A 20913-nucleotide genomic window follows, 5' to 3' on the forward strand; every position below is an offset into this window, starting at 1 on the left:
CTGACGATCGACGGAGAAGCTTTCATGGACATCGAGAACGAGTACGGCGAAGTCGGCGCGCTCGACGACGCCGAGTACGCCGAGTTCATGGAGCTCGCCGCCGAGGAGGGCTTCGACCTCGACGAGGTCGCGGGCGACCTCGCGGCAGCGGGTCATGGCCCGCTGCCGGTCGTCGCGGTCGTCGGCCGCCCGAACGTCGGCAAGTCGACTCTGGTGAACCGGATCATCGGCCGCCGTGAGGCGGTCGTCGAGGACCGCCCCGGCGTCACCCGCGACCGTGTCACGTACGAGGCCGACTGGAACGGCCGCCGCTTCAAGATCGTCGACACCGGCGGCTGGGAGCAGGACGTACTCGGCATCGACGCGTCCGTGGCGGCGCAGGCCGAGTTCGCGATCGACGCCGCCGACGCCGTGGTCTTCGTGGTGGACGCCACGGTCGGCGCGACCGACACCGACGAGGCCGTCGTCAGGCTGCTCCGCAAGGCGGGGAAGCCGGTCGTGCTGTGCGCCAACAAGGTCGACGGCCCCTCGGGCGAGGCGGACGCCGCCATGCTGTGGAACCTCGGCCTCGGCGAGCCCTTCCCCGTCTCGTCGCTGCACGGCCGCGGCACCGGCGACCTGCTGGACGCGATGCTGGAGGCGCTGCCCGACGCGCCGATGCAGTCCTTCGCGAACACCGTCGGCGGCCCGCGCCGGGTCGCGCTGATCGGCCGCCCGAACGTCGGCAAGTCCTCGCTGCTGAACAAGGTGGCCGGCGAGGAGCGCGTCGTCGTCAACGAACTGGCCGGCACGACCCGCGACCCGGTCGACGAGCTCATCGAGCTCGGCGGCAAGACCTGGAAGTTCGTGGACACCGCGGGCATCCGCCGCCGGGTCCACCTCCAGGAGGGCGCCGACTACTACGCCTCGCTGCGCACCGCGGCCGCCCTGGAGAAGGCGGAGGTCGCCGTCGTCCTGATCGACGCCGGAGAGACGCTCGCGGAGCAGGACACCCGCATCATCTCGATGGCGGTCGAGGCGGGCCGCGCCATCGTCATCGCCTACAACAAGTGGGACCTGCTGGACGAGGAGCGGCGCTACTACCTCGAGCGCGAGATCGAGAAGGACCTCGTGCAGGTCCAGTGGGCGCCCCGGGTGAACGTCTCGGCCCGTACCGGCCGCCACATGGAGAAGCTGGTCCCGGCCATCGAGACCGCCCTGGCGGGCTGGGAGACCCGGGTACCCACCGGCCGCCTCAACGCCTTCCTGGGCGAGCTCGTGGCCGCCCACCCGCACCCGATCCGCGGCGGCAAGCAGCCCCGCATCCTCTTCGGCACCCAGGCCGGCACCAAGCCCCCGCGCTTCGTGCTCTTCGCCTCCGGCTTCCTGGAGGCCGGCTACCGCCGCTTCATCGAGCGCCGGCTGCGCGAGGAGTTCGGGTTCGCGGGGACGCCGATCCAGGTGTCGGTCCGGGTGCGGGAGAAGCGCGGACGCAAGAAGTAGCTTTTCCGGGTCCGGACATGGAGCCGCCCGCCGGGCCGCCTCCTCGGAGGCAGTCCCGGCGGGCGGCTGTTCGCGCGGGGCGAGCGGTCAGATCAGAGCCCGCCGTGCATGCGGTTCTCGGCCAACCCCGGGGGAAGCGCGGGCAGGTCGCCGCGATGGCGGCCGGAGCGGTAGGCGGAGTTGGCGCCGCCGCGGTCGGCGAACCCGTTGAACTGCAGGTCCTCCTCGCCGGTGCGGTCGCCGGGGAGGGTGCGGAAGAGCCTGCGGTACTCGGAGTAGAGCGCGTCGTAGATCGGCGTGCCTTCACGCGCGGACGCCTCCTGCGCGGTGCGCATGGGAGGGATGGGGCTGCGGTACTGGGCTCGTGAGGAAGCGTCAAAGGTGTGCACGTCGTGGCAACGAGCGGCTCAGCTGCGGGGATGCGGGTCGGGCGGATGAATCACGCATATGCACCGCCACGCGCAGAAGGCGCGTACGGTCGGCCGTACGCGCCTTCTGCGTGAGCCGGGGCCGTCAGGTCCCGGAGAGGGGCATCGTCGCCGCGACGAGGAGTCCGCGCCCGCAGGCGCGCTCGAGAGCGTCGCGCAGCAGGTCCTCGCGGGGCTGCTGGCCGATGGTGCCGTACGGGGCGGCGTACACGTACACCGCGTTGGACCTGTTGACCGCCTGGCGCCAGCCCTCGCTGACCGCGAGCGGCTGGTGCGCCTGCCACCACGCCCCGGCGTTGCCGGGCTGCAGGATGGCGTGCAGCTGCCCCATGGCCAGCAGGACGGACCAGCCGGGCAGCGGGGAGGGCGGTGTGGAGAGGTCGTTCACGGGGAGGAAGCCCTGCTCGATGAGGATCGGCAGGAAGTCGTCGCCGGGGCCGTCGTGCCCCGGGCGGGCGATCGGACCAGTGGGTTCGATGACGAGGGCCGGGCACACCTCCTCCTTGAGGAGGATGAGGCCGCAGGTGATGCCGAGCACCGCCTGGCGCGGCGCGGCGGCCGCGGTGGCGGCTCCGGCCGTCTCCTCGACGGCCATGCTCTGCACGGCGCCCTGCAGTTGCTCCTCCGGTACCGGCACGACCTGGGAGGGGATGCAGGTCGCGTGGGCGAAGGCCAGCACGGCCGTCTCCTCGCCGACGAACAGCACGGTGCTGGTGCGCTCCGTGGCGGTGTCCCCCGGAGTACGGCAGGAGGTGCAGTCGTACGTGCCGGGCGCGCTGACGCCGGCCAGCAGGCGTGCCGCCTCCTCATCGCCGATCTCGGCTCGTACCTCGTCGCTGACGTCGAGCATGGGCGGCACTGAAGCCTCCTTGGGAATGACGGCTAAGAGCTCCTTTGCCGAGCCTCGCCCGGCACACAGTGACAACGGCCGATCTGTGGCGGGAGTCACGGCCTACTTGGCGCGTGCTCGCACGTCCGCCTGCGGAGAGTGAGCGGAGGCGCGTAGCCGATCACTCCCCGTCCCACCTTTCACCCCGCGATGCCCATGCGCCTATGAGACGGATCACATGGTGCATATGCGCTGTACGGACATGCCGTAAAAAGCGCCATCAATCCACTGTCCGGAATAGGACTTTACTTCCGGTAACCGGCAACTGGCCTGCGACGCAAGGCACATGCTTGGTGACGGAACGCGACTCTGCCTAGATTTGCCCGCCGTGTGCAGGGAGCACCACCCGGGAGGGCTCGCACGGAGGGCGACCGCGGATCGGAAAGCCGTCGGTCGGCGAGCGACGGGGACGGGGGCCGCGCCGGACGCGCGGGTGCCCGTCCGCCGGCCGCCGCACCAGGGGTGCGGCGACGTGGGGGAGTCCCGGGTCCGTGGAGAGGGATCTGATGGCCGTATCAGGCACGTACCGCCGGTCCGCAGCCGCCGCCGGCGTCACCGTCCTCGCCCCGCTGGCCCTCATGGCCGTCGCGGGGCCCGCGAAGGCCGCCGACAGCGGGGTCTGGGACCGCATCGCGCGCTGCGAGAGCGGGGGAGACTGGCACATCGACACCGGTAACGGATACTACGGAGGACTCCAGTTCTCGGCCGGGACATGGCGCGCCTACGGGGGGACCGTGTACGCGGCGACCGCCGACCGGGCGAGCCGTGAGCAGCAGATCGCCGTCGCCGTCAAGGTGCAGCGGGCGCAGGGCTGGGGGGCATGGCCCACCTGCTCCGCCCGTGCCGGCGCCTACGGGAGCGCCCCCGCCCTCGGCGCCGCCCCGACCGCGCCCGAGAGGCGGCACACGTCCCCGGCGCCGCAGCGGCAGTCGCGCGGTGCCGCAGGCCGTACCGACCGCGGCCAGAGCCGGGTCGCGAAGGGCCACGGCGACTACCGCGTCCGCAGCGGCGACACCCTGAGCGGCATCGCGGCGGCCCATGGGACGACCTGGAAGAAGCTCTACGCCGTCAACCGGTCCGTGATCGGCGCCGACCCCAACCTGATCCTTCCCGGTCAGCGGCTGTCGATCTGACCCTCCGCGCACCCCTGCCCACCCGGCCGTGCTCCGACCGGGTGGGCCCCGGGGCGCGCACGGCGCGGCGGGAGGCGGCTGCCGCCACCGCCGCGCCTAACCTGGCCCGCATGTCCCGTCCCCGCCGTCTCGCGGTGACCGCGCTCGTATCGCTCGCCGCGTCGGCGGCCCTCGCGTCAGGGGCCGCGCAGGCCGACGGACACGCACCCGTCTGGCTGGAGCTGGCGACCTGCGAGAGCAGCAACCGCTGGAACACCAACACCGGCAACGGCTTCTACGGTGGGCTGCAGATCTTCCAGCCCACCTGGGCCGAACACGGTGGTCTCGACCTGGCTCCCAGGCCCGACCGCGCCACCCCCGACCAGCAGGTGACCGTCGCCGAGGAGATCCTGCGCGACCAGGGCTGGGAGGCCTGGCCGACCTGCGCGCAGCGCCTGCGGCTGTCCGGGCGGGCGCACGCGCTGCAGCGCGGCGAGACCCTGGAGTCGGTGGCCCGGCGCTTCGACGTCAGCGGCGGCGCGGCGGAGCTGTACCGGCTCAACCAGGACGTCATCGGCTCCGACCCGAACCGGCAGCTCACCCCGGGGACACTGCTGCGCCTGCCGAAGTGAGGCCGTCGGGAGCACTGCGGCGGCGCTCCGACCTGGACCGCCGGTCAGGCCGCACCGTTTCGGCCGCAGCGTCCCGGCCGTTGCCGCGCTCACGCCGGACCGCCCGCCCCACCGTCGTGCCCGCGCCCGCGGCCCGCGGCCGTCACCCGGCGAGTCCCTGTCCGTAGCCCGGCGGGGTGACAGCGCCACCCGTGGCCCGAGCGGCCGGCCGATCCGGGGAAGGCAGCGTGGAGCGCCTGCCCGCCGCCCCGGAACCGGTGACAAACGTCACAGGGGGGAAACAGTGCGGACACGAGGGCGTACGAGAAGGCGAACCGGTACAACCTGTGGGTCTGGTGAGCGGGGTCTTTCCAGCACGACGGCGGGCACCGGTCCATGGGAGCAGGAACACGGGGACGCATGCGTATTTCCATACTGATCCACAATGCGTACGGGGTCGGGGGCACCATCCGCACGACCTACAACCTGGCCAGCGCCCTGGCTGAACGGCACGAGGTCGAGATCGTCTCCGTCTTCCGCCACCGTGACGAGCCCACGTTCGCCCTCGACCCGCGCGTCGGCCTGCGCCATCTGCTGGACCTGCGCCGCGGCGGCGGGACGTGCGATCTCGACGACCCGCTGTACGGCAGGCCGGCGAAGGTCTTCCCGTCCGGCGAGAACCGCTACCAGCAGTACAACGCCCTCACCGACCGGCGGATCGCGGCCCATCTGGCGTCCCTGGACGCCGACGTCGTCATCGGCACGCGCCCCGGGCTGAACGTCCACATCGCCCTGCAGGCCCCGCGTCACGCCGTCCGGATCGCGCAGGAGCACCTGACGCTGGACACCCACTCCGTGCCGCTGGTGCTCACGCTGCGCCGGCTGTACCCACGGCTGGACGCCGTCACCACGACCACCGAGGCCGACGCCGCCTGCTACCGCCGCAGACTGCGGCTGCCCGGGGTGCGGGTGGTCGCCGTGCCGAACAGCGTCCCCGACCCGGGCATCGCGCCCAGCACCCTGGACGCCAGGTACGTCGTGGCCGTCGGCCGGCTGGCCCCGGTCAAGCGTTACGGGGACCTCATCCGAGCCTTCGCCAAGGTCGCGCGGGAACGCCCCGACTGGGGTCTGCGGCTGTACGGCACGGGCGGGGAGAAGCAGAAGCTGGAGCGGCTCATCGCCGACCTGGACGTCGGGGACCGGGTGACGATGATGGGCGCGGCGTCGCCGATCGAGCCGGAGATGGCCAAGGCCTCGCTGCTCGCGGTGTCCTCCAGCACCGAGTCGTTCGGCATGACCATCGTCGAGGCGATGCGGGTGGGCCTGCCGGTGGTGAGCACGGACTGCCCGCTCGGCCCCGGCGAGATCATCGGCGACGGGGTGGACGGTCTGCTGGTGCCCCCGCGGGACGTGGACGGGCTGGCGGCGGCGATACTCCGGCTGATCAACGACGACGAGCTCCGTCAGCGGATGGGCAGGGCAGCCCTGGAGAAGGGCGCCCGCTACGACCCCGCGCAGATCGCCGGCGCCTTCGAGGGCCTGATGGAGGAACTGGTCGCCCGCCGGGCGGGGACGGGGGGCAGGCTGCGTGCCGTCGGACGCCATGTCGGCGGCCTGGGCGTGGGTGTCGCGTACTCCGGCAAGGACCTGGCCGGCGCGGCGCGGCGGCGGGCTCGCCGCCTCCGCAAGAAGCTGCGGGGCAAGGCGCGGGGCATGCTTCGCGGGCACGGAACGAAGGGTGGATCGCCGGTCGGGGGGCCGACCGACCGATAGCGCGTGTCGTCGAACGGCTCCGCCCGGAGGAGGGTGCCGGCTGCCCGCGTCCGGCACGGTGGGACCCCGGCCGCGCGCGAGGCGGACGGCGGGGACGGCGGGCGCGGATGGCGGGCGTCGCCGGGGACCACACCGGCGTCGCCGATGAAGAGGGATGAGGAGGGAGAGATCTCCCGACGGCGGGTTCGGAGGAGTCCGCGGTGAGGTCGACGCCGAGTGCCGGGAGGTCGGGCCTGATCGCGCCCGCTCCGGCCGGTCCCCGCCGTTCGTGATCGGCCGGATCCGGTGGGGCGGCTCGCGGGCGCGTTCTGCCTGCTCGGTGCGTCATTGAGCGTCCGGTCGAACGAAATTACGATGAGGGGGTCATGCCGTAGCGCATCGAGGGGGGCACCCCGTGACGCATCCGGAGCACGACCGCGCGCTGGAATGCGCGCTCGCGGCCGCGCGGCGCGGCCTCCCGGTCATCCCGCTGTCGCGGACCAAGCTCCCCGCGATCCGTTCACCGCACCGCGGGGAGACCGGCCGTGGCATGTGCCGCGGACAGTGCGGACGGCTCGGTCACGGGGTGCACGACGCCGCCACCGAGCCCGCCCGGATAGCCGAGTTGTTCGCGGCGGCGCCCTGGGCCAGCGGGTACGGGATCGCGTGCGGGCGGTCGCCGCACCATCTGATCGGCCTCGACCTCGACCGCAAGGACGGCGTCGACGGTGTGACCGACCTGGTGGACCTCGCCGCCCGGTGGGGCTTCGCCGTGCCGTGGACGCGTACGGTGCTCACCCCGAGCGGCGGCCGGCACCTGTGGCTGCGCGGGCCGGCCGAAGTGATCGTGCCGAACTCCGTGCGCAGGCTCGGCCCTGGGATCGACGTGCGCGGCAGCGGCGGCTACCTGGTGGGGCCGGGCTCGGTCACCACGGCGGGCCGCTACCGCTGGGACCCGCCGACGGCCTCGATGCCGCCTGCCGCCGTGCCAAGGCGGCTGCTGCGGCTGCTGCTGGCGTCCCCGCAGCGCCGGGCCGGGCGGGCCACGACGGGCACGACGGCGGGCGCGGCCGAGCCGCTGATCCGCTTCGTCCTCGCTTCGCCGGTGGGGGAGCGCAACGAGCGGCTCTTCTGGGCCGCCTGCCGGGCGTTCGAGAACGGGCACGGGGACCACGTCGCCGCCCGGATGGTCGAAGCGGCCGTCCGCGTCGGTCTGCCGGAACGCGAGGCCGCGTCGACCGTGGGCTCCGCCCGGCGGCACGTCCTGCGGCGGTCTGGCGGGCGGCGCTCGGCGGGAGCACTCTGACCCCATGACCTCAACCGCACCGAGGGCCGCCCGGGTCGCCGTCACCGATGAGGCAGCGAGGCTGCTGCGGCGCCTCGCCGACCAGCACGGCCCGTTGATGTTCCACCAGTCCGGCGGCTGCTGTGACGGCAGCTCGCCCATGTGCTACCCGCTGGGGGAGTTCCTCACCGGGGACTCCGACGTGCACCTCGGCGACCTCGGCGTCCCGGGCATCGATCCGGTGCCGGTGTGGATGTCGCGCGACCAGTTCGCCTACTGGAGCCACACCCATCTGACGATCGACGTGGTGCCCGGGCGCGGCAGCGGCTTCTCGCTGGAAGCGCCGACGGGCAACCGGTTTCTCATTCGTTCCCGACTGCTGACGGACGACGAGTTGTCGACGCTTGGGATGTGATGTGAGGGATGTGTGTGGGACGTTCGCCGGGAATTCCGCGCGACCGCTCCGGACGATATTCAGGGGCCAGGTCCGTGAATTCGGTGGCCGCCGGGAAAAGTCACCCCCAAAGAGTGAACGGTGCACGCCAAACGCCGACCGGGATTCTGTGACACAAGTGTGACGATCAAGTCGCCCACTCCTTCCGTCACGGCTCGTGTGCGCCTACGGTTGCTCATATGGCAACCGATCCGATCGCCGCACGGCAACCGCAGGACGAACCGGACTCCTACGTCGGCCTCCCGGCCGACGACGCCGAGCGCCGGGCCACCGAGCGCGGCTGGAGCACGGTGCGCGCCCTGCCGCCGGGCGCCGTCATCACCATGGAGTACCGGGTGGGCCGGCTCAACTTCACCGTCCAGGGCGGCCGGGTGATCCGCTGCTGGAGCGGCTGAGGTCTCCGGCCCCCGCACGGCGCCGCGCAGAAGGACACGGCGCCCCGTACGGAAGAAGGCCCTGGCCGCCCGTCTCGGGGCGGTCAGGGCCTTCGTGCGGCCTTGGGCGGGGTGGGAGCGTGCGTACCTGCCCCGCGGCCGGTCAGCCGGTGGCGCCGCGGCGGCGGGCAGCGCCGGCCTGGCCGACGGGCGCCGGGCGGCCCGGCCGGTCGGCGGGCGGTCGGCGGCTGCCGGAGGGGGTGACCGGGGTGCGCTCGTGCCGGTTGGTGTGCGGATGTGCCGGGTGGTGCGGTACCCCCGAGGCGGACGCCGTCGCGCGGCCGCTGAGAACGACGGGCTCGAGTAGGCCGTCCGGGTTGTCGCAGAGCTGGCCGGGGGCCGCCGCCGTGTTCGCGAGGCGGGCTGCCGCCGGAACCGGGCCGGTGGCGCGGCGCCGCTCCCAGGCGGCTGTGATCCGCTGCTCGGCGGAGGCCATCAGGGGCTCGAACCAGGGCAGTGCCAGCAGGATCAGCAGGCCGGCCGCCCAGCCGAGCAGGACGTCGCTGACCCAGTGGGTGCCGAGGTAGATGGTGGTCATGCCGACGCCCAGCGCCAGCAGGGCGGCGATCACGGAGGCGACCCGGCGGACCCACGGGGTGGAGGCGAGATAGGCCAGGACGCCCCAGGTCACCACGGCGTTCGCGGTGTGACCGGAGGGAAATATATCGCCGCCGGCAAAGAGTTCGGCGGATCCGGCGGTGGTCGCGTAGTGCGGGCCCAGCCTGCCGAGACCGTATTTCACCGCGCCCACCGTGACGTTCAGCAGCAGCAGCGACGTGCCCAGCACGAGCAGCGGGTGCAGGGTGCGCTGACGCCAGGCGCGCCAGCCCAGCCAGGAGGCCACGATCACGGCCGTCGGGCCGCGCTGTCCCAGGACGACGAAGTAGTCGAGGAACGCGTGGATCTGCGGCCATTGCTTGTACGGCCGCCACATCATCACCTGCCAGTCCAGCGTCACGAGTTTGGACGTGGTCAGGACGGCTACGACGATGGCCACATAGGCCACGAGCGTCGAGCCGAACAGCAGTACGCGTGTCCGGCTCATGCCGGGTGGCGCCTGAGCTGTCCCGGGCTCCTCCACGAGGCGAGGCTTGTCATCGGTACGCACTCAATCGACGTTACAGCGTGTGATGGCGGAGTTCGGCCGGAAGGGCTGGTTCGTAATGACCATGTGATGTGGACTGCGTCTCACTCCACCCAATGGCGGCAGGGCCGGCATGTGCATTGAGCCGAATGCGGGAACTCATTGTTTTTGTGTTTCGACGTGCGCCGAGTGCTGTTCGCGGAAAATACGGCCATGGTTTTTCGTGCGCAGTGGCCGCCGTTGATCGGCCGTCACTTCCGCCGGGGCTCGCCCCCCTCGGGGCGGCTCGCCGGCCCGGCCGGTCCGAGCGCCGGCGATCCGGGCGGATGCCCGTTCGCCCGCGCAAGGGAGGTGTCCGGCAGTTCTCGCACGGGTGACCCGTGGGTGGCCGGCGCGTGGCCTGCGCTGTGCCGGTCACGGGAGAACGTGACACGCGCCACTCGCCATCGGCGCGGACTCGCGTAGTCTGACGACTTCACTCGCCCTCGTCACTGGGTTCCCCCAGGACCGTCCCCTCGTCCTGCCCAGCGACCGCGAGCGCACCGCTGGGAGGTACGTACATGACAGGGACGTCCTCGGCCGGCATCCCCGCGCCTGCCGCCGTCCCACGGCACACTCGGCCGGTCAACCGCTGGACCGTGCTGATCGTCCTCTGCGTCAGCCTGCTGCTCGTCGCGCTCGACGCGACCGTGCTGCACGTCGCCGTTCCCGCGGTGAGCGAGGACCTGCGCCCCGGAGCGATAGAGCTGCTGTGGATCGTCGACGCCTACCCGCTCGTCGCCGCGTCCCTGCTCATCCTCTTCGGCACGTTGGGCGACCGGGTCGGAAGGCGCAGGATCCTGCTGCTCGGTTACACGATCTTCGCGGCAGCCTCGGCGGTGGCCGCCTTCGCACCCGACCCGCGCGTCCTCATCGCGGCCCGCGCTCTGCTCGGCGTCGGCGGCGCGATGATCATGCCGGCGACGCTGTCGATCCTCCGGCAGGTCTTCCCCGACCGCCAGGAGCGGGCCGTCGCCATCGGCGTGTGGAGCGCCGTCGCGGCCGTCGGCGCGGCCGTCGGGCCGGTCCTCGGCGGCTTCCTCGTCGAGCACTTCTGGTGGGGCTCGGTCTTTCTGATCAACATCCCGCTGATGGCAGCCATCCTTCCGGTGGCCCGCTGGCTGCTGCCGGAGTCGCGCGGCAAGCTGGACGGTCCCTGGGACGTCCTCGGCGCGGTGATGGCCGCGCTGGGCATCCTCGGCGCCATCCTCGGCGTCAAGCAGATCGGCGGCGGAGCGGCTCCGTACGAGCCCTCCGCGCTCGTCCCGCTGCTCGCCGGGGCGGCCCTGCTGGTGCTGTTCGTACGCCGGCAGCGGCGGCGCGAGCACCCGCTCATCGACATACGCATGTTCGGCAGGCCGGCCTTCGGCACCTCCGTGGGCTGCATCGTGCTGGCGCTGCTCGCCCTCGTCGGCCTCGAACTGATCGCCGTTCAGTATCTGCAACTGGTCCTCGACCTGAGCCCGCTGCAGACGGGGGTGCGGCTGCTGCCGCTCACCCTCGCCGCCATGGCCGCGGGGCTCCTGGGCTCGCGGATGCTCGGCGGCCTCGGCCCGCGTGCCATGGTGAGCTCCGGTTTCGTCCTCACCGCAGGCGCGGTGCTCGTGCTGACCCTGATGGGCCAGCACGACCGGCCCGCTGTGCTGACCGCGGGTTTCGTTCTGCTCGGCTTCGGGCTGGAGACCACGCTCTTCGGCGCGTACGAGTCCATGCTCAGCGACGCACCCGCGGAACAGGCGGGCGGCGCGGCGGCGATCGGCGAGACGTCCTACCAACTGGGCGCCGGCCTCGGCATCGCCCTGCTGGGCAGCGTCATGAACGCCGCCTACGCCCCCGCCGTCGGCCGGGTCCCCGGAGTGCCGGCGGACGCCCGCGCGTCGGCCGGGAAGTCGCTCGGCGAGGCCTACGAGGTCTCCGACCACCTCGGCGGTTCGGCCGGGGCGTCCCTGCGGCATGCCGCACGCCACGCCTTCGTCCACGGGATGCACCTCACCCTGGTGGTCAGCGCGGCCCTGTTGCTGCTCGGCGCGGTCGCCGCGCTGCGGCTGCCCCGCCGTATGGAGTGCGGCGCGGCGGCCCAGTGGCCCGCGGCGCCCGGGATCCCGGCGCCCCGCGAGCACGCCCTGGCCGGCGCCGACGCGTCGCGCTGAGCACACCTCCGGGGGCTTTACCCGCTCCCGCCGCGGAAGTAGCTTCGTCGGCGAAGCGCAGTGATCACCGGAGAGGACGACGATGTCCGCTGGAAAGCCGCAGTTCGACCCGTACGACCCGCTCGGCCTCGACGACCTGCTGGAGGACGAGGACCGCGCGGTGCGGGACACCGTCCGCGGCTGGGCCGCCGACCGCGTGCTGCCGCACGTGGCGCAGTGGTACGAGCGCGGCGAACTGCCCGGGATCCGCGAGCTGGCCCGGGAACTGGGTTCGATCGGCGCGCTGGGCATGTCGCTGACGGGCTACGGCTGCGCGGGCGCCACCGCCGTGCAGTACGGCCTGGCCTGCCTGGAGCTGGAGGCGGCCGACTCCGGCATCCGCTCGCTGGTCTCCGTCCAGGGCTCGCTGGCGATGTACGCCATCCACCGCTACGGCTCCGAGGAGCAGAAGCAGCGGTGGCTGCCGCAGATGGCGGCCGGCGAGGTCATCGGCTGCTTCGGACTCACCGAACCGGACCACGGCTCGGACCCGGCGGGCATGCGCACCCACGCCAAGCGGGACGGATCCGACTGGATCCTGAACGGCCGCAAGATGTGGATCACCAACGGTTCGGTCGCCGGCGTCGCCGTGGTGTGGGCCCGCACCGACGAGGGCATCCGCGGCTTCGCCGTGCCCACGGACGCCCCCGGGTTCTCCGCCCCCGAGATCAAGCACAAGTGGTCGCTGCGCGCCTCCGTCACCAGCGAGCTGGTGATGGACGACGTGCGCCTGCCCGCCGACGCCGTCCTCCCCGAGGTCACCGGCCTGCGCGGTCCGCTCAGCTGCCTGAACCACGCCCGCTACGGCATCGTCTGGGGCGCCATGGGCGCCGCGCGCAGCAGTTTCGAGGCGGCTCTGGAGTACGCCCGCACCCGTGAGCAGTTCGGCCGGCCCATCGGCGGCTTCCAGCTGACCCAGGCGAAGCTCGCCGACATGGCGCTGGAACTGCACAAGGGCGTCCTCCTCGCCCACCACCTCGGGCGGCGCATGGACGCGGGGACGCTCCGTCCGGAGCAGGTGAGCTTCGGCAAGCTCAACAATGTGCGCGAGGCGCTCGAGATCTGCCGCACGGCCCGGACCGTGCTCGGCGCGAACGGCATCTCCCTGGAGTACCCCGTCATGCGGCACGCGACCAATCTGGAGTCGGTGCTCACCTACGAGGGCACCGTCGAGATGCACCAGCTCGTGCTCGGCAAGGCGCTCACCGGCCTGGACGCCTTCCGGTAGAGCGGCGCCTTCCGGTGGCCGCGGCGCGCTCCGGTGTCCGCGGCGCGCTCCGGTGTCCGCGGCACCGGGGGCCGCCGCGGTCAGTTCTGGTTGAAGAACCCGTCGCCGCCGCGCTTGTTGTCGGCGTTGACGACCAGGTAGTCGGGCGGGGTCAGCAGGAAGACGCGGTTGGCCACACGGTCGATGGAACCGCGCAGACCGAAGGTGAGACCGGCCGCGAAGTCGACGACGCGCTTGGCGTCGGCGGGCTCCATGGCCGTCAGGTTGACGATGACCGGGACGCCGTCCCGGAACAGCTCGCCGATGCCGCGGGCGTCCCGGAAGCCGTCCGGGGTGACGGTGGCGATCCTGCGGCCCTGCTCCTCCGCCGAGTCGGAGGCCACGCGCACGCGGGGGTCGGTGACCCAGGAGTCGGGGGAGGACGCCTCGGCGCCGTCGCCGTAATCGGCGTAATCCTCGTCGTAGTACTCCTCGGCGCTGTTGTCGTCGACGAGTCCCAGCCAGGCGCTCGCCCGTCGTACCGATCCCATGGACGCCTCCTCTCGCACGCGGTCAGTCTGCCGTCCGCACCTCTATGGTCGTGCATGATGCGGATGTTGCGCCAAGCGGATACCCACTGTGGGGTGGATTCGTGACAGACCTGGTGCATAAATCGCACTAGTGGCCCCCAGTCAACCCATGTCATACGTCTTCTGACGGATCATCGGAAAGGGTCTCGCTCGGTAGAGTGAGGGCGCACCGCCGGACAGCCGAACGGGCGGGGGTACCGGACGACCAGCCGATGACATGCTCCGCTGCTGCGAATGACGTACGGGGGACCGCGATGTTCGGAATCGTCAGGCCGTGCAGGCACCGTCTGCCGGAGAGGCTCGCCATGGAGTGGGCGGCTCATCTGTGCGGCCTCTGCCTCGTCCTGCGGGATGAGCACGGTCAACTGGCCAGGCCCGCCACGAATTACGACGGGCTCGTCATCTCGGTGCTGGTCGAGGCGCAGGCCGGACGGACGGAGAGCCGTCGCCGCACCGCGGGGCGGTGCCCGCTGCGCGCGATGCGCACCGCGCTCGTCGCCACAGGGGAGGGCGCCCGGCTGGCCGCCGCGGTCTCGCTGGTGCTGGCCTCGGCGAAGCTGCGCGACCACATGGCGGACGGGGACGGGCTGCCGGCCCGCCGCCCGGTCGCCGCCGCGGCCCGCTCGGTGGCCCGGCGCTGGGACCGCGCGGGGGCCGTGACCGGTTCGGGGCTCGGCTTCGACACCGCGGTGCTGGTGGAGGCGGCCGGCCGGCAGACCGCCGTGGAGGCGGCCGCGGGGCCCGGCACATCGCTGCCGACCGTCACCGAGCCCACCGAGACCGCGACCGCCGCCGCGTTCGCCCACACGGCCGTGCTGGCCGGACGCCCGGCGAACCGTGCCCCGCTGGAGGAGGCGGGCCGGCTCTTCGGCCGTCTCGCGCACCTGCTCGACGCCGTGGAGGACCTGGACGCCGACGCGGCGGCGGGGGCGTGGAACCCGCTGACCGCCACCGGCGCGAGCCTGGAGGAGGCGCGGCGGCTGTGCGACGACGCCGTGCACGGCATCCGGCTGGCGCTGCGCGAGGTCGAGTTCACCGACGGCGCCCTCGCCCGCCTCCTGCTCGCCCACGAGCTGCGGCGGTCCGTGGACCGGGTGTTCGGCGCCTCGTGCGCACACCACCCGGGCGGGCCCGGAGGTCCGGTGGGGTCGCCCTGGCGGACCCCCGGCCCTGCGCGCCGACAGGGCCCCCGCCGAGGACTCCTCGCCGGGTGTGCGGTGTTCGCGGGGCTCTGCTGCACCTGCCGGCTCTGCTGCCAGGAGCACTATGACGACCCCTGGAGCGGTGAACGGCGCGAAGGCTGGTGCTCCAGGTGCGACTGCGACTGCGGCTGCGGAGACAGCTGTGGAGACGGCTGCTGCGACTGCGACTGCTGCGGCTGCGACTGCTGACGCAGCGCCGGCTGATCCGGCGCCGGCCCCGGGGCAGGGGCAGGGGCAGCGGAGCCGTCCCTTCGCGCCAAAGCTGAGGCTGGGCCGAAAAGGCGGGCATCTCGCCAGCCGGTGCGTGGAGTAGCAGGTGATACGTCGTCATGTAAGCGGATACACGCCGGTATCGGAGTGTTACGGGAGTGTGATGCGGCCGAAACCCGCCCTTGTGCGCTTGTGCCCGACTCTGAATACTCCCGGTGAGGCGTAGGAATTGTCAGGAACACGCCATCCCCACAGCAAGGCGGCGCCTTCACTGCGCCTCACCGGCCCGCGCTACGCGGGTCAACTTCCCTTCCCCCACAGGAGGAAACCGTGAGGATCAAGCGCACCACTCACACCCTCGTCCCGAGACGCGCACGGCTGATCGCTGTGGCGTCCGGTCTGCTCGCGGCCACCGCGCTCGCCCTGCCCGCCGCCCAGGCCGCCCCCGCGCCCACGGCGACCCCCGAGGCCGCAGCCGCACTCACCACGTCCCTCGGCTCCACCTCCACCGCAGGTGCGTACTACGACGCCAAGGCCAAGGCCATGGTCGTCAACGTCACCAACGACAAGGCGGCCCGGGCCGTCAGCGCGGCCGGCGCGGTCCCGAAGCTCGTGGCGCACAGCACCGCCCAGTTGGAGAAGGCCGGCAAGGCCACGCTCGCCGCGGACGTCGCGGGCACCTCGTGGGTCGTCGACCCCAGGACCAACCGACTGGAGATAACGGCCGACAGCACCGTCTCCGGCGCCGAGATGGCCAAGCTGCGGGAAGCCACCGCCTCCTACGGCGACGCGGTCACCCTCCGCCGCGAGGCCGGCACCTACAAGCGGCTGATAGCCGGCGGCGACGCCATCTACGGCGGCGGCTACCGCTGCTCGCTGGGCTTCAACGTGCGCAGCGGCAGCACCAACTACTTCCTCACCGCCGGGCACTGCGCCGAGGTCGCCTCCACCTGGTACTCCAACTCCGGCCAGACCACAGTGCTGGGTTCGAACGCCGGCTACAGCTTCCCGACCAACGACTACGCCCTGGTCCGGTACAGCAACACCTCCGTCACCAAGAGCGGTACGGCCGGCAACACCGACATCACCAGTGCCGGCAACGCCTTCGTGGGCCAGGCCGTCCTGCGTGACGGCTCCACCACCGGCATCCACAGCGGTACGGTCACCGGCCTCAACGCCACCGTCAACTACGGCGGCGGCGACGTGGTCTACCAGATGATCCGCACCAATGTGTGCGCCGAGGGCGGCGACTCCGGCGGCGCGCTGTACACCTCCGGCGGCATCGCCCTGGGTCTGACCTCCGGCGGCAGCGGCGACTGCCGCACCGGCGGGACGACCTTCTTCCAGCCGGTGACGGAGGCGCTCAGCGTCTACGGCGTCAGCGTCTTCTGACCCTCCGGGAGGTCCGCGCCTCCCTTCCGTCACGGACGTGCCCGGCGGCCGCACGGCCGCCGGGCACGCGGGCGCGGGCTCCTGCGCCTGCAGTCCCACCAGCCCCTCGATCATCTGCGCGGCGCCGGTGCGCACCCGGCCCGGCAGCGACTGCCGGGCCAGGAGCGAGCGGTTGAGTGTCCGGCGGTCCAGCACGGCGCCTTCGGGGATCGTCTCCATGGGCGGTCACGGTAGGGCGGATCGCGGTCAGGACCCGTCCGCGATGCCTGTCAGACTGCCGCTGTGCCTGAAACCTCCGCCCGACTGCTGCGCCTGCTGTCCCTGCTCCAGTCCCGGCGCGACTGGACGGGGCCCGAACTCGCCGAGCGCCTCGACGTCACCGCCCGCACGGTGCGCCGCGACGTGGAGCGGCTGCGCGCCCTGGGCTACCCCGTGCACGCCACGCCTGGCCCGGCCGGCGGCTACCGGCTGGGCGCGGGCGCCGCGCTGCCCCCGCTGCTGCTCGACGACGAGGAGGCGATCGCGGTCGCGCTGTGCCTGCGCACCGGCGCCGGCGGCAGCGTCGAGGGGATCGAGGAGACCTCGCTGCGCGCCCTGGCCAAACTGGAGCAGGTGCTGCCCGCCCGGTTGCGTCGCCGCGCCCAGGCCATGGAAGCCGTCGCGGTCTCCCGGCCCGCGGGCCTTTCCGGGCGCCGTCGCCCCGGAAGCGCTGACCGTGATCGGCGCCGCCTGCCGCGACCGCGAACGGCTGCGCTTGACTACCGGGCGCACGGCGGCGCTGTCGGCCGCCGCACCGTGGAGCCGCACAGCCTGGTGCACCATGGCCGCCGCTGGTATCTGCTCGCCTGGGACACCGACCGGCAGGACTGGCGGACCTTCCGTGTGGACCGGATGGACCTGAAGTCCCCGACCGGCCCCCGCTTCACGCCGCGGCGGCCGCCGGCCGACGCCGCGTCGTACGTCGCCCACGGCGTCACCTCGCGGGCCTACCGCCACCAGGCCGTCGTCGTCGTGCACGCCCCCGCCGAGGCGGTGGCCGAGTACGCCGCGTACGCGACCGTGGAATCCACCGGGCCGGACAGTTGCGTGCTGCGCGCCGGTTCGGAGTCCCTCGACGCGCTCGCCGTCTCCATCGGCATGCTCGGTGTCGACTGCGAGGTGCGGGAGCCCTTGGAGCCGGCCGAACGGCTCCGGGCCGTCGCGGACCGGCTCGCCCGGGCGGCGGGCGCGCCGCGGGGGGACGCCGCCGGGGCGCCACCGGGACCGTGAGCGGCCTCCGCCCCGTTTCCCGCAGGTTACCCGCGAGGTACCGTGGAAGTACCGCGATTCCAGACACCCGGGGGCTGTGATGGTCGTCGAGTTGATAGCCGGTGTGCTCTCGGCAGGAGCGTTGTACTTTCTGGCAGGAGCCCGCGTGGTGCAGCAGTTCGAGCGGGGCGTGGTGTTCCGGCTCGGCCGGGTGAGGGGCGGCGTACGGCCCCCGGGATTCACCATGATCGTGCCGGTCGTCGACCGGATGCGGAAGGTGAACCTGCAGATCGTGACGATGCCGGTGCCCGCCCAGGAGGGCATCACCCGCGACAACGTCACGGTCCGGGTGGACGCGGTGGTCTACTTCAAGGTCGTCAACGCCGCCGACGCGATCATCAACGTCGAGGACTACCGGTTCGCCGTCTCGCAGATGGCCCAGACCTCGCTGAGGTCGATCATCGGCAAGAGCGACCTGGACGACCTGCTCTCCAACCGCGAGAAGCTCAACCAGGGCCTGGAGCTGATGATCGACAGCCCGGCCATCGGCTGGGGCGTGCAGATCGACCGTGTCGAGATCAAGGACGTGTCGCTGCCGGAGGCCATGAAGCGCTCGATGGCCCGCCAGGCCGAGTCCGAGCGCGAGCGCCGGGCGCGCATCATCAACGCGGACGCCGAGTTCCAGGCGTCCAAGAAGCTCGCCGACGCCGCGGCAGTCATGAGCGACACCCCTGCCGCACTCCAGTTGCGCCTGCTGCAGACCGTCGTCGCCGTCGCCGCGGAGAAGAACTCCACGCTCGTGCTTCCCTTCCCGGTGGAGCTGCTGCGCTTCCTCGAGCGGGCCCAGAACGCCTACCCCGCGGTCGTCGAACAGCGGCCCCCGGCCGGACCCGGTGTGGCGGCCGGTCCCGCATCCACGCCTGCTCCTCGGGGCACCGCCGACTCGTACGAGTCCGCAGCGCCGGAGCCCGGCCCGTCCGACTCCGGCACGCCGCCGACCGGGACCGCCGGGACGGTCGGGACGGTCGGGACGACCGGGACCGCCGAGGAGCTTCCCGCCGAGGTGCGCGGGAACCTCGCCGCGGACCCGCTGCTGGACACCCTCGGGCCGCAGCGGCCCACCGACGTCAGCTGAGTCCGCCCCACCCGCCAGCTGAGTCCGTCCTCCGCCTGCGGCCCGTCCGGTCGCCAGACGTACGGCACGGCCGCCGCCACCGGCCGCAGGCCCAGCCGCAGGATGGGGGCGCTGTCCGGGGTCGCGTAGACCTGGACGAAGCGGTGCCCCGCCGCGACCGCCGGCCGGGCCCGGCGCCACCGTCGCCCGGTGGGCGCCCTGTCCTGTTCCCGCCACTGGGGGAGGGCGGAACCGCCCCACAGCGGGTGGATTCCACACAACCACGTTGCGGGGCGAACGCATTGGCGCCGGGGCAGCCGGGCGCGGTGCTCGGGGTCCGGAGCGCAGGGCCCTGGGGGCCGGGCTCGCGTAGATCAGCGGAACCGGCGCTGCAGGGGGAAGGCCATGACCGTCGCGCCGACGTGCGCCGTCCGGTGCGCCGGGCGCGGCGCCTTGGCCTCCTCGTGCAGGCCGACCAGCAGGGCCGCCAGCCGGTGCCGGAAGTCGTCCCAGACCTCGGCTTCCTCGTCCCCCGGGTGCTGCGGGGGCCGTGCGCCGTACGGCGGTTCCACCAGACCCGAGTCCGCGAGGCGGCGCAGGAGGCTCACCATGCGCGGCCGTCCGCGGTGCGTCACGGGCTTGGAGAGGGTGTCGGTCGCCGTCATGGCGTTCAGTAAACCGTGCCGTCCCCTTGCCGACGCAACTTCTCGGCAGCACCGGGGTGGCGCTTCGCGTGACGCGGGTCGACGCATGGGACGGAGGAGCATCGATGGGGCGCCCGGAGGTGACACATCTCGCACCCGTGCGGTGTTTGGGCCGTCCTGGAGGGTGCGTTGCCCTGCCTCCCTCGCGGCCCGGCCGCCCGCCCGGCGCCACCGGGACCCGCGGGTCGGGGCGATGACGCCGTGTCCGGGGTGCAGAGGGGCGGTCCGGCGTAGCGTGTCCGCCGTGACGGATCTGGTGACACGAACGTGCGACCGCATCGACCGGCTCGACGCCCGGATCAAGGCGTTCGTGCGAGAGCCGGACCGGAGGGGCCGGTTGGCGGCAGAGCTGGCCGAGGCGGCCGCGGCGCCGCCGGGGGCGCTGTCCGCGGTGATGGTGGGCGTCAAGGACATCGTCCGGATCGACGGGATGGAGACCAGGGCCGGGTCCGCGGTGCCGCCGGAGGCGCTGGCCGGACCGCAGGCGTCGCTGGTGGACCGGCTGCGGGGAGCCGGGGCGCTGGTCGCGGGGAAGACGGTGACGGCCGAGTTCGCGGTGACCGCTCCGGGCCCCACCCGCAACCCGCGCAACACCGCCCACACCCCCGGGGGTTCGAGCAGCGGCTCGGCTGCGGCGGTGGCGGCGGGACTGGTGCCGCTGGCGGTCGGGACGCAGACCGTCGGCTCGGTGATCCGGCCCGCGGCCTATTGCGGGGTGGTGGGCTTCAAGCCGACCTTCGGGCGCGTTCCGGTGGACGGGGTGATCGCCAACGCACCGAGCTTCGACACGGTCGGGGTGCTCGCCGCGGACGTCGCGACGGCGGCGCGGGGCGCCCGTGTCCTGTGCGACGACTGGCGGGAGCAGCCGGCCGGCGAGGGCCCGCCGGTGCTCGGCGTCCCGGTCGGCCCGTATCTGGACCGGGCGGGGCAGGAGGCCCGGGAAGCCTTCGCGGCGCAGGTCAAGCGGCTGGAGTCGGCGGGCTGGACGGTGCGCGAGGTGCCGCTGATGCCCGACTTCGCGGCGGTCGTCCGGCAGTTGTACGTCATGAACCGCTTCGAGGTCGCCCGTACGCACGCCGACTGGTTCCCCCGGTACGGCCACCTCTACCGGGAGCAGACCGTCGCCGCCATCCGCGAGGGCCACGCCATCGGCCGCGACGACTACGAGCGGGCCGTGGGCGAGCGCCGGGTCTTCCGCGAGCGGCTGCTGGCGGCCATGGGGGCGGTCGACCTCTGGCTGGCGCCGTCCGCCACCGGCCCCGCACCTTTCGGGCTGGCGGGCACCGGCGACGCGGTGATGTGCCTGCCGTGGAGCAACGCCGGCTTCCCCGCGGTGAGCCTGCCCGCCGGGTCCGCGGCGAACGGTCTGCCGCTCGGACTGCAGGTCGTGGGGCGCCCCGGTGAGGACGAGGAGCTGCTGCGGTGGGCGGCCGGGCTCGCTCCCGTCGTCATGCCGGGGTGAGGGCGGGGTCCGTGCCCGGGAGCGG

General features: G+C 73.0%; 19 protein-coding genes. 14 read left to right on the forward strand and 5 right to left on the reverse strand.

The features are described 5' to 3' along the window. The first annotated feature begins 24 nt into the window (after window positions 1-24). The gene (der, locus tag AC3ET4_RS05530) at window positions 25-1482 is read left to right on the forward strand and encodes a ribosome biogenesis GTPase Der (RefSeq protein WP_431946497.1); all 1458 of its coding nucleotides are present in this window, start codon (window positions 25-27) and stop codon (window positions 1480-1482) included. Between the two features lie 92 nt (window positions 1483-1574). Here der and AC3ET4_RS05535 read toward each other — a convergent pair whose 3' ends face one another. Then, window positions 1575-1817, reverse strand: a complete 243-nt coding sequence (locus tag AC3ET4_RS05535; protein ID WP_431946499.1) for a hypothetical protein — start codon at window positions 1815-1817, stop codon at window positions 1575-1577. A 178-nt stretch (window positions 1818-1995) separates the two neighbouring features. Continuing rightward, window positions 1996-2769, reverse strand: coding sequence for a hypothetical protein (locus AC3ET4_RS05540; protein ID WP_431946501.1), 774 nt, complete (start codon window positions 2767-2769; stop codon window positions 1996-1998). Between the two features lie 536 nt (window positions 2770-3305). On the opposite strand from AC3ET4_RS05540, the gene AC3ET4_RS05545 reads away from it, so the two are divergent. The 6 genes from AC3ET4_RS05545 (at window position 3306) to AC3ET4_RS05570 (ending at window position 8408) form a co-directional block, all read left to right on the forward strand. Further along, a complete protein-coding gene (locus AC3ET4_RS05545; protein ID WP_431946503.1) occupies window positions 3306-3932 on the forward strand; it encodes a LysM peptidoglycan-binding domain-containing protein in 627 nt (208 codons plus the stop codon). A 110-nt stretch (window positions 3933-4042) separates the two neighbouring features. Continuing rightward, the gene (locus AC3ET4_RS05550; protein WP_431946505.1) at window positions 4043-4543 is read left to right on the forward strand and encodes a transglycosylase family protein; all 501 of its coding nucleotides are present in this window, start codon (window positions 4043-4045) and stop codon (window positions 4541-4543) included. Between the two features lie 399 nt (window positions 4544-4942). Continuing rightward, complete coding sequence (locus AC3ET4_RS05555) at window positions 4943-6295, forward strand: glycosyltransferase family 4 protein (protein ID WP_431946507.1); 1353 nt, start codon at window positions 4943-4945, stop codon at window positions 6293-6295. A 394-nt stretch (window positions 6296-6689) separates the two neighbouring features. Further along, window positions 6690-7580, forward strand: a complete 891-nt coding sequence (locus AC3ET4_RS05560) for a bifunctional DNA primase/polymerase (RefSeq protein ID WP_431946509.1) — start codon at window positions 6690-6692, stop codon at window positions 7578-7580. 4 nt (window positions 7581-7584) lie between these two features. Beyond that, window positions 7585-7974, forward strand: a complete 390-nt coding sequence (locus AC3ET4_RS05565; protein WP_431946511.1) for a DUF779 domain-containing protein — start codon at window positions 7585-7587, stop codon at window positions 7972-7974. Window positions 7975-8192: 218 nt separating this feature from the next. Next, entirely contained in the window at window positions 8193-8408 is a 216-nt protein-coding gene (locus tag AC3ET4_RS05570; protein WP_431946513.1) for an I78 family peptidase inhibitor, read from the forward strand. A 142-nt stretch (window positions 8409-8550) separates the two neighbouring features. Here AC3ET4_RS05570 and AC3ET4_RS05575 read toward each other — a convergent pair whose 3' ends face one another. Then, complete coding sequence (locus tag AC3ET4_RS05575) at window positions 8551-9555, reverse strand: phosphatase PAP2 family protein (protein ID WP_431946515.1); 1005 nt, start codon at window positions 9553-9555, stop codon at window positions 8551-8553. A 536-nt stretch (window positions 9556-10091) separates the two neighbouring features. Between AC3ET4_RS05575 and AC3ET4_RS05580 the strand changes: the two genes are divergently transcribed. Then, window positions 10092-11720 carry an MFS transporter gene (locus tag AC3ET4_RS05580; protein ID WP_431946517.1) on the forward strand — a complete coding sequence of 543 codons (1629 nt, stop codon included), beginning with the start codon at window positions 10092-10094 and terminating at the stop codon, window positions 11718-11720. 82 nt (window positions 11721-11802) lie between these two features. Beyond that, complete coding sequence (locus AC3ET4_RS05585) at window positions 11803-12987, forward strand: acyl-CoA dehydrogenase family protein (protein WP_431946519.1); 1185 nt, start codon at window positions 11803-11805, stop codon at window positions 12985-12987. A gap of 80 nt (window positions 12988-13067) precedes the next feature. Here the strand turns inward: AC3ET4_RS05585 and AC3ET4_RS05590 are convergent, their stop codons facing one another. Further along, on the reverse strand, window positions 13068-13517 hold the full coding sequence (locus AC3ET4_RS05590) for a cell division protein SepF (RefSeq protein WP_431946521.1): 450 nt from the start codon (window positions 13515-13517) through the stop codon (window positions 13068-13070). A 293-nt stretch (window positions 13518-13810) separates the two neighbouring features. Between AC3ET4_RS05590 and AC3ET4_RS05595 the strand changes: the two genes are divergently transcribed. From AC3ET4_RS05595 to AC3ET4_RS05610, 4 genes are all read left to right on the forward strand, one after another. Beyond that, entirely contained in the window at window positions 13811-14947 is a 1137-nt protein-coding gene (locus AC3ET4_RS05595) for a DUF5685 family protein (RefSeq protein WP_431946523.1), read from the forward strand. Window positions 14948-15298: 351 nt separating this feature from the next. After that, window positions 15299-16360, forward strand: coding sequence for a S1 family peptidase (locus tag AC3ET4_RS05600; RefSeq protein WP_431946525.1), 1062 nt, complete (start codon window positions 15299-15301; stop codon window positions 16358-16360). 282 nt (window positions 16361-16642) lie between these two features. Beyond that, the gene (locus AC3ET4_RS05605) at window positions 16643-17629 is read left to right on the forward strand and encodes a helix-turn-helix transcriptional regulator (RefSeq protein ID WP_431946527.1); all 987 of its coding nucleotides are present in this window, start codon (window positions 16643-16645) and stop codon (window positions 17627-17629) included. Between the two features lie 79 nt (window positions 17630-17708). Then, on the forward strand, window positions 17709-18743 hold the full coding sequence (locus AC3ET4_RS05610; RefSeq protein ID WP_431946688.1) for a slipin family protein: 1035 nt from the start codon (window positions 17709-17711) through the stop codon (window positions 18741-18743). A 353-nt stretch (window positions 18744-19096) separates the two neighbouring features. Here the strand turns inward: AC3ET4_RS05610 and AC3ET4_RS05615 are convergent, their stop codons facing one another. Beyond that, entirely contained in the window at window positions 19097-19387 is a 291-nt protein-coding gene (locus AC3ET4_RS05615; protein WP_431946529.1) for a hypothetical protein, read from the reverse strand. A 283-nt stretch (window positions 19388-19670) separates the two neighbouring features. Between AC3ET4_RS05615 and AC3ET4_RS05620 the strand changes: the two genes are divergently transcribed. Next, a complete protein-coding gene (locus AC3ET4_RS05620) occupies window positions 19671-20888 on the forward strand; it encodes an amidase (protein ID WP_431946531.1) in 1218 nt (405 codons plus the stop codon). The last annotated feature ends 25 nt before the right edge of the window (window positions 20889-20913 follow it).

The organism is Actinacidiphila sp. bgisy167 (assembly GCF_057707665.1).

Bases quoted from the DNA above. Each gene is read 5' to 3' on its own strand.
- AC3ET4_RS05615 (WP_431946529.1), bottom strand. From the start codon at position 19,387: ATGACGGCGACCGACACCCTCTCCAAGCCCGTGACGCACCGCGGACGG.
- AC3ET4_RS05590 (WP_431946521.1), bottom strand. From the start codon at position 13,517: ATGGGATCGGTACGACGGGCGAGCGCCTGGCTGGGACTCGTCGACGAC.
- AC3ET4_RS05565 (WP_431946511.1), top strand. From the start codon at position 7,585: ATGACCTCAACCGCACCGAGGGCCGCCCGGGTCGCCGTCACCGATGAG.
- AC3ET4_RS05555 (WP_431946507.1), top strand. From the start codon at position 4,943: ATGCGTATTTCCATACTGATCCACAATGCGTACGGGGTCGGGGGCACC.
- AC3ET4_RS05545 (WP_431946503.1), top strand. From the start codon at position 3,306: ATGGCCGTATCAGGCACGTACCGCCGGTCCGCAGCCGCCGCCGGCGTC.
- AC3ET4_RS05580 (WP_431946517.1), top strand. From the start codon at position 10,092: ATGACAGGGACGTCCTCGGCCGGCATCCCCGCGCCTGCCGCCGTCCCA.
- AC3ET4_RS05535 (WP_431946499.1), bottom strand. From the start codon at position 1,817: ATGCGCACCGCGCAGGAGGCGTCCGCGCGTGAAGGCACGCCGATCTAC.
- AC3ET4_RS05610 (WP_431946688.1), top strand. From the start codon at position 17,709: ATGGTCGTCGAGTTGATAGCCGGTGTGCTCTCGGCAGGAGCGTTGTAC.
- der (WP_431946497.1), top strand. From the start codon at position 25: ATGGACATCGAGAACGAGTACGGCGAAGTCGGCGCGCTCGACGACGCC.
- AC3ET4_RS05585 (WP_431946519.1), top strand. From the start codon at position 11,803: ATGTCCGCTGGAAAGCCGCAGTTCGACCCGTACGACCCGCTCGGCCTC.
- AC3ET4_RS05550 (WP_431946505.1), top strand. From the start codon at position 4,043: ATGTCCCGTCCCCGCCGTCTCGCGGTGACCGCGCTCGTATCGCTCGCC.
- AC3ET4_RS05595 (WP_431946523.1), top strand. From the start codon at position 13,811: ATGTTCGGAATCGTCAGGCCGTGCAGGCACCGTCTGCCGGAGAGGCTC.
- AC3ET4_RS05570 (WP_431946513.1), top strand. From the start codon at position 8,193: ATGGCAACCGATCCGATCGCCGCACGGCAACCGCAGGACGAACCGGAC.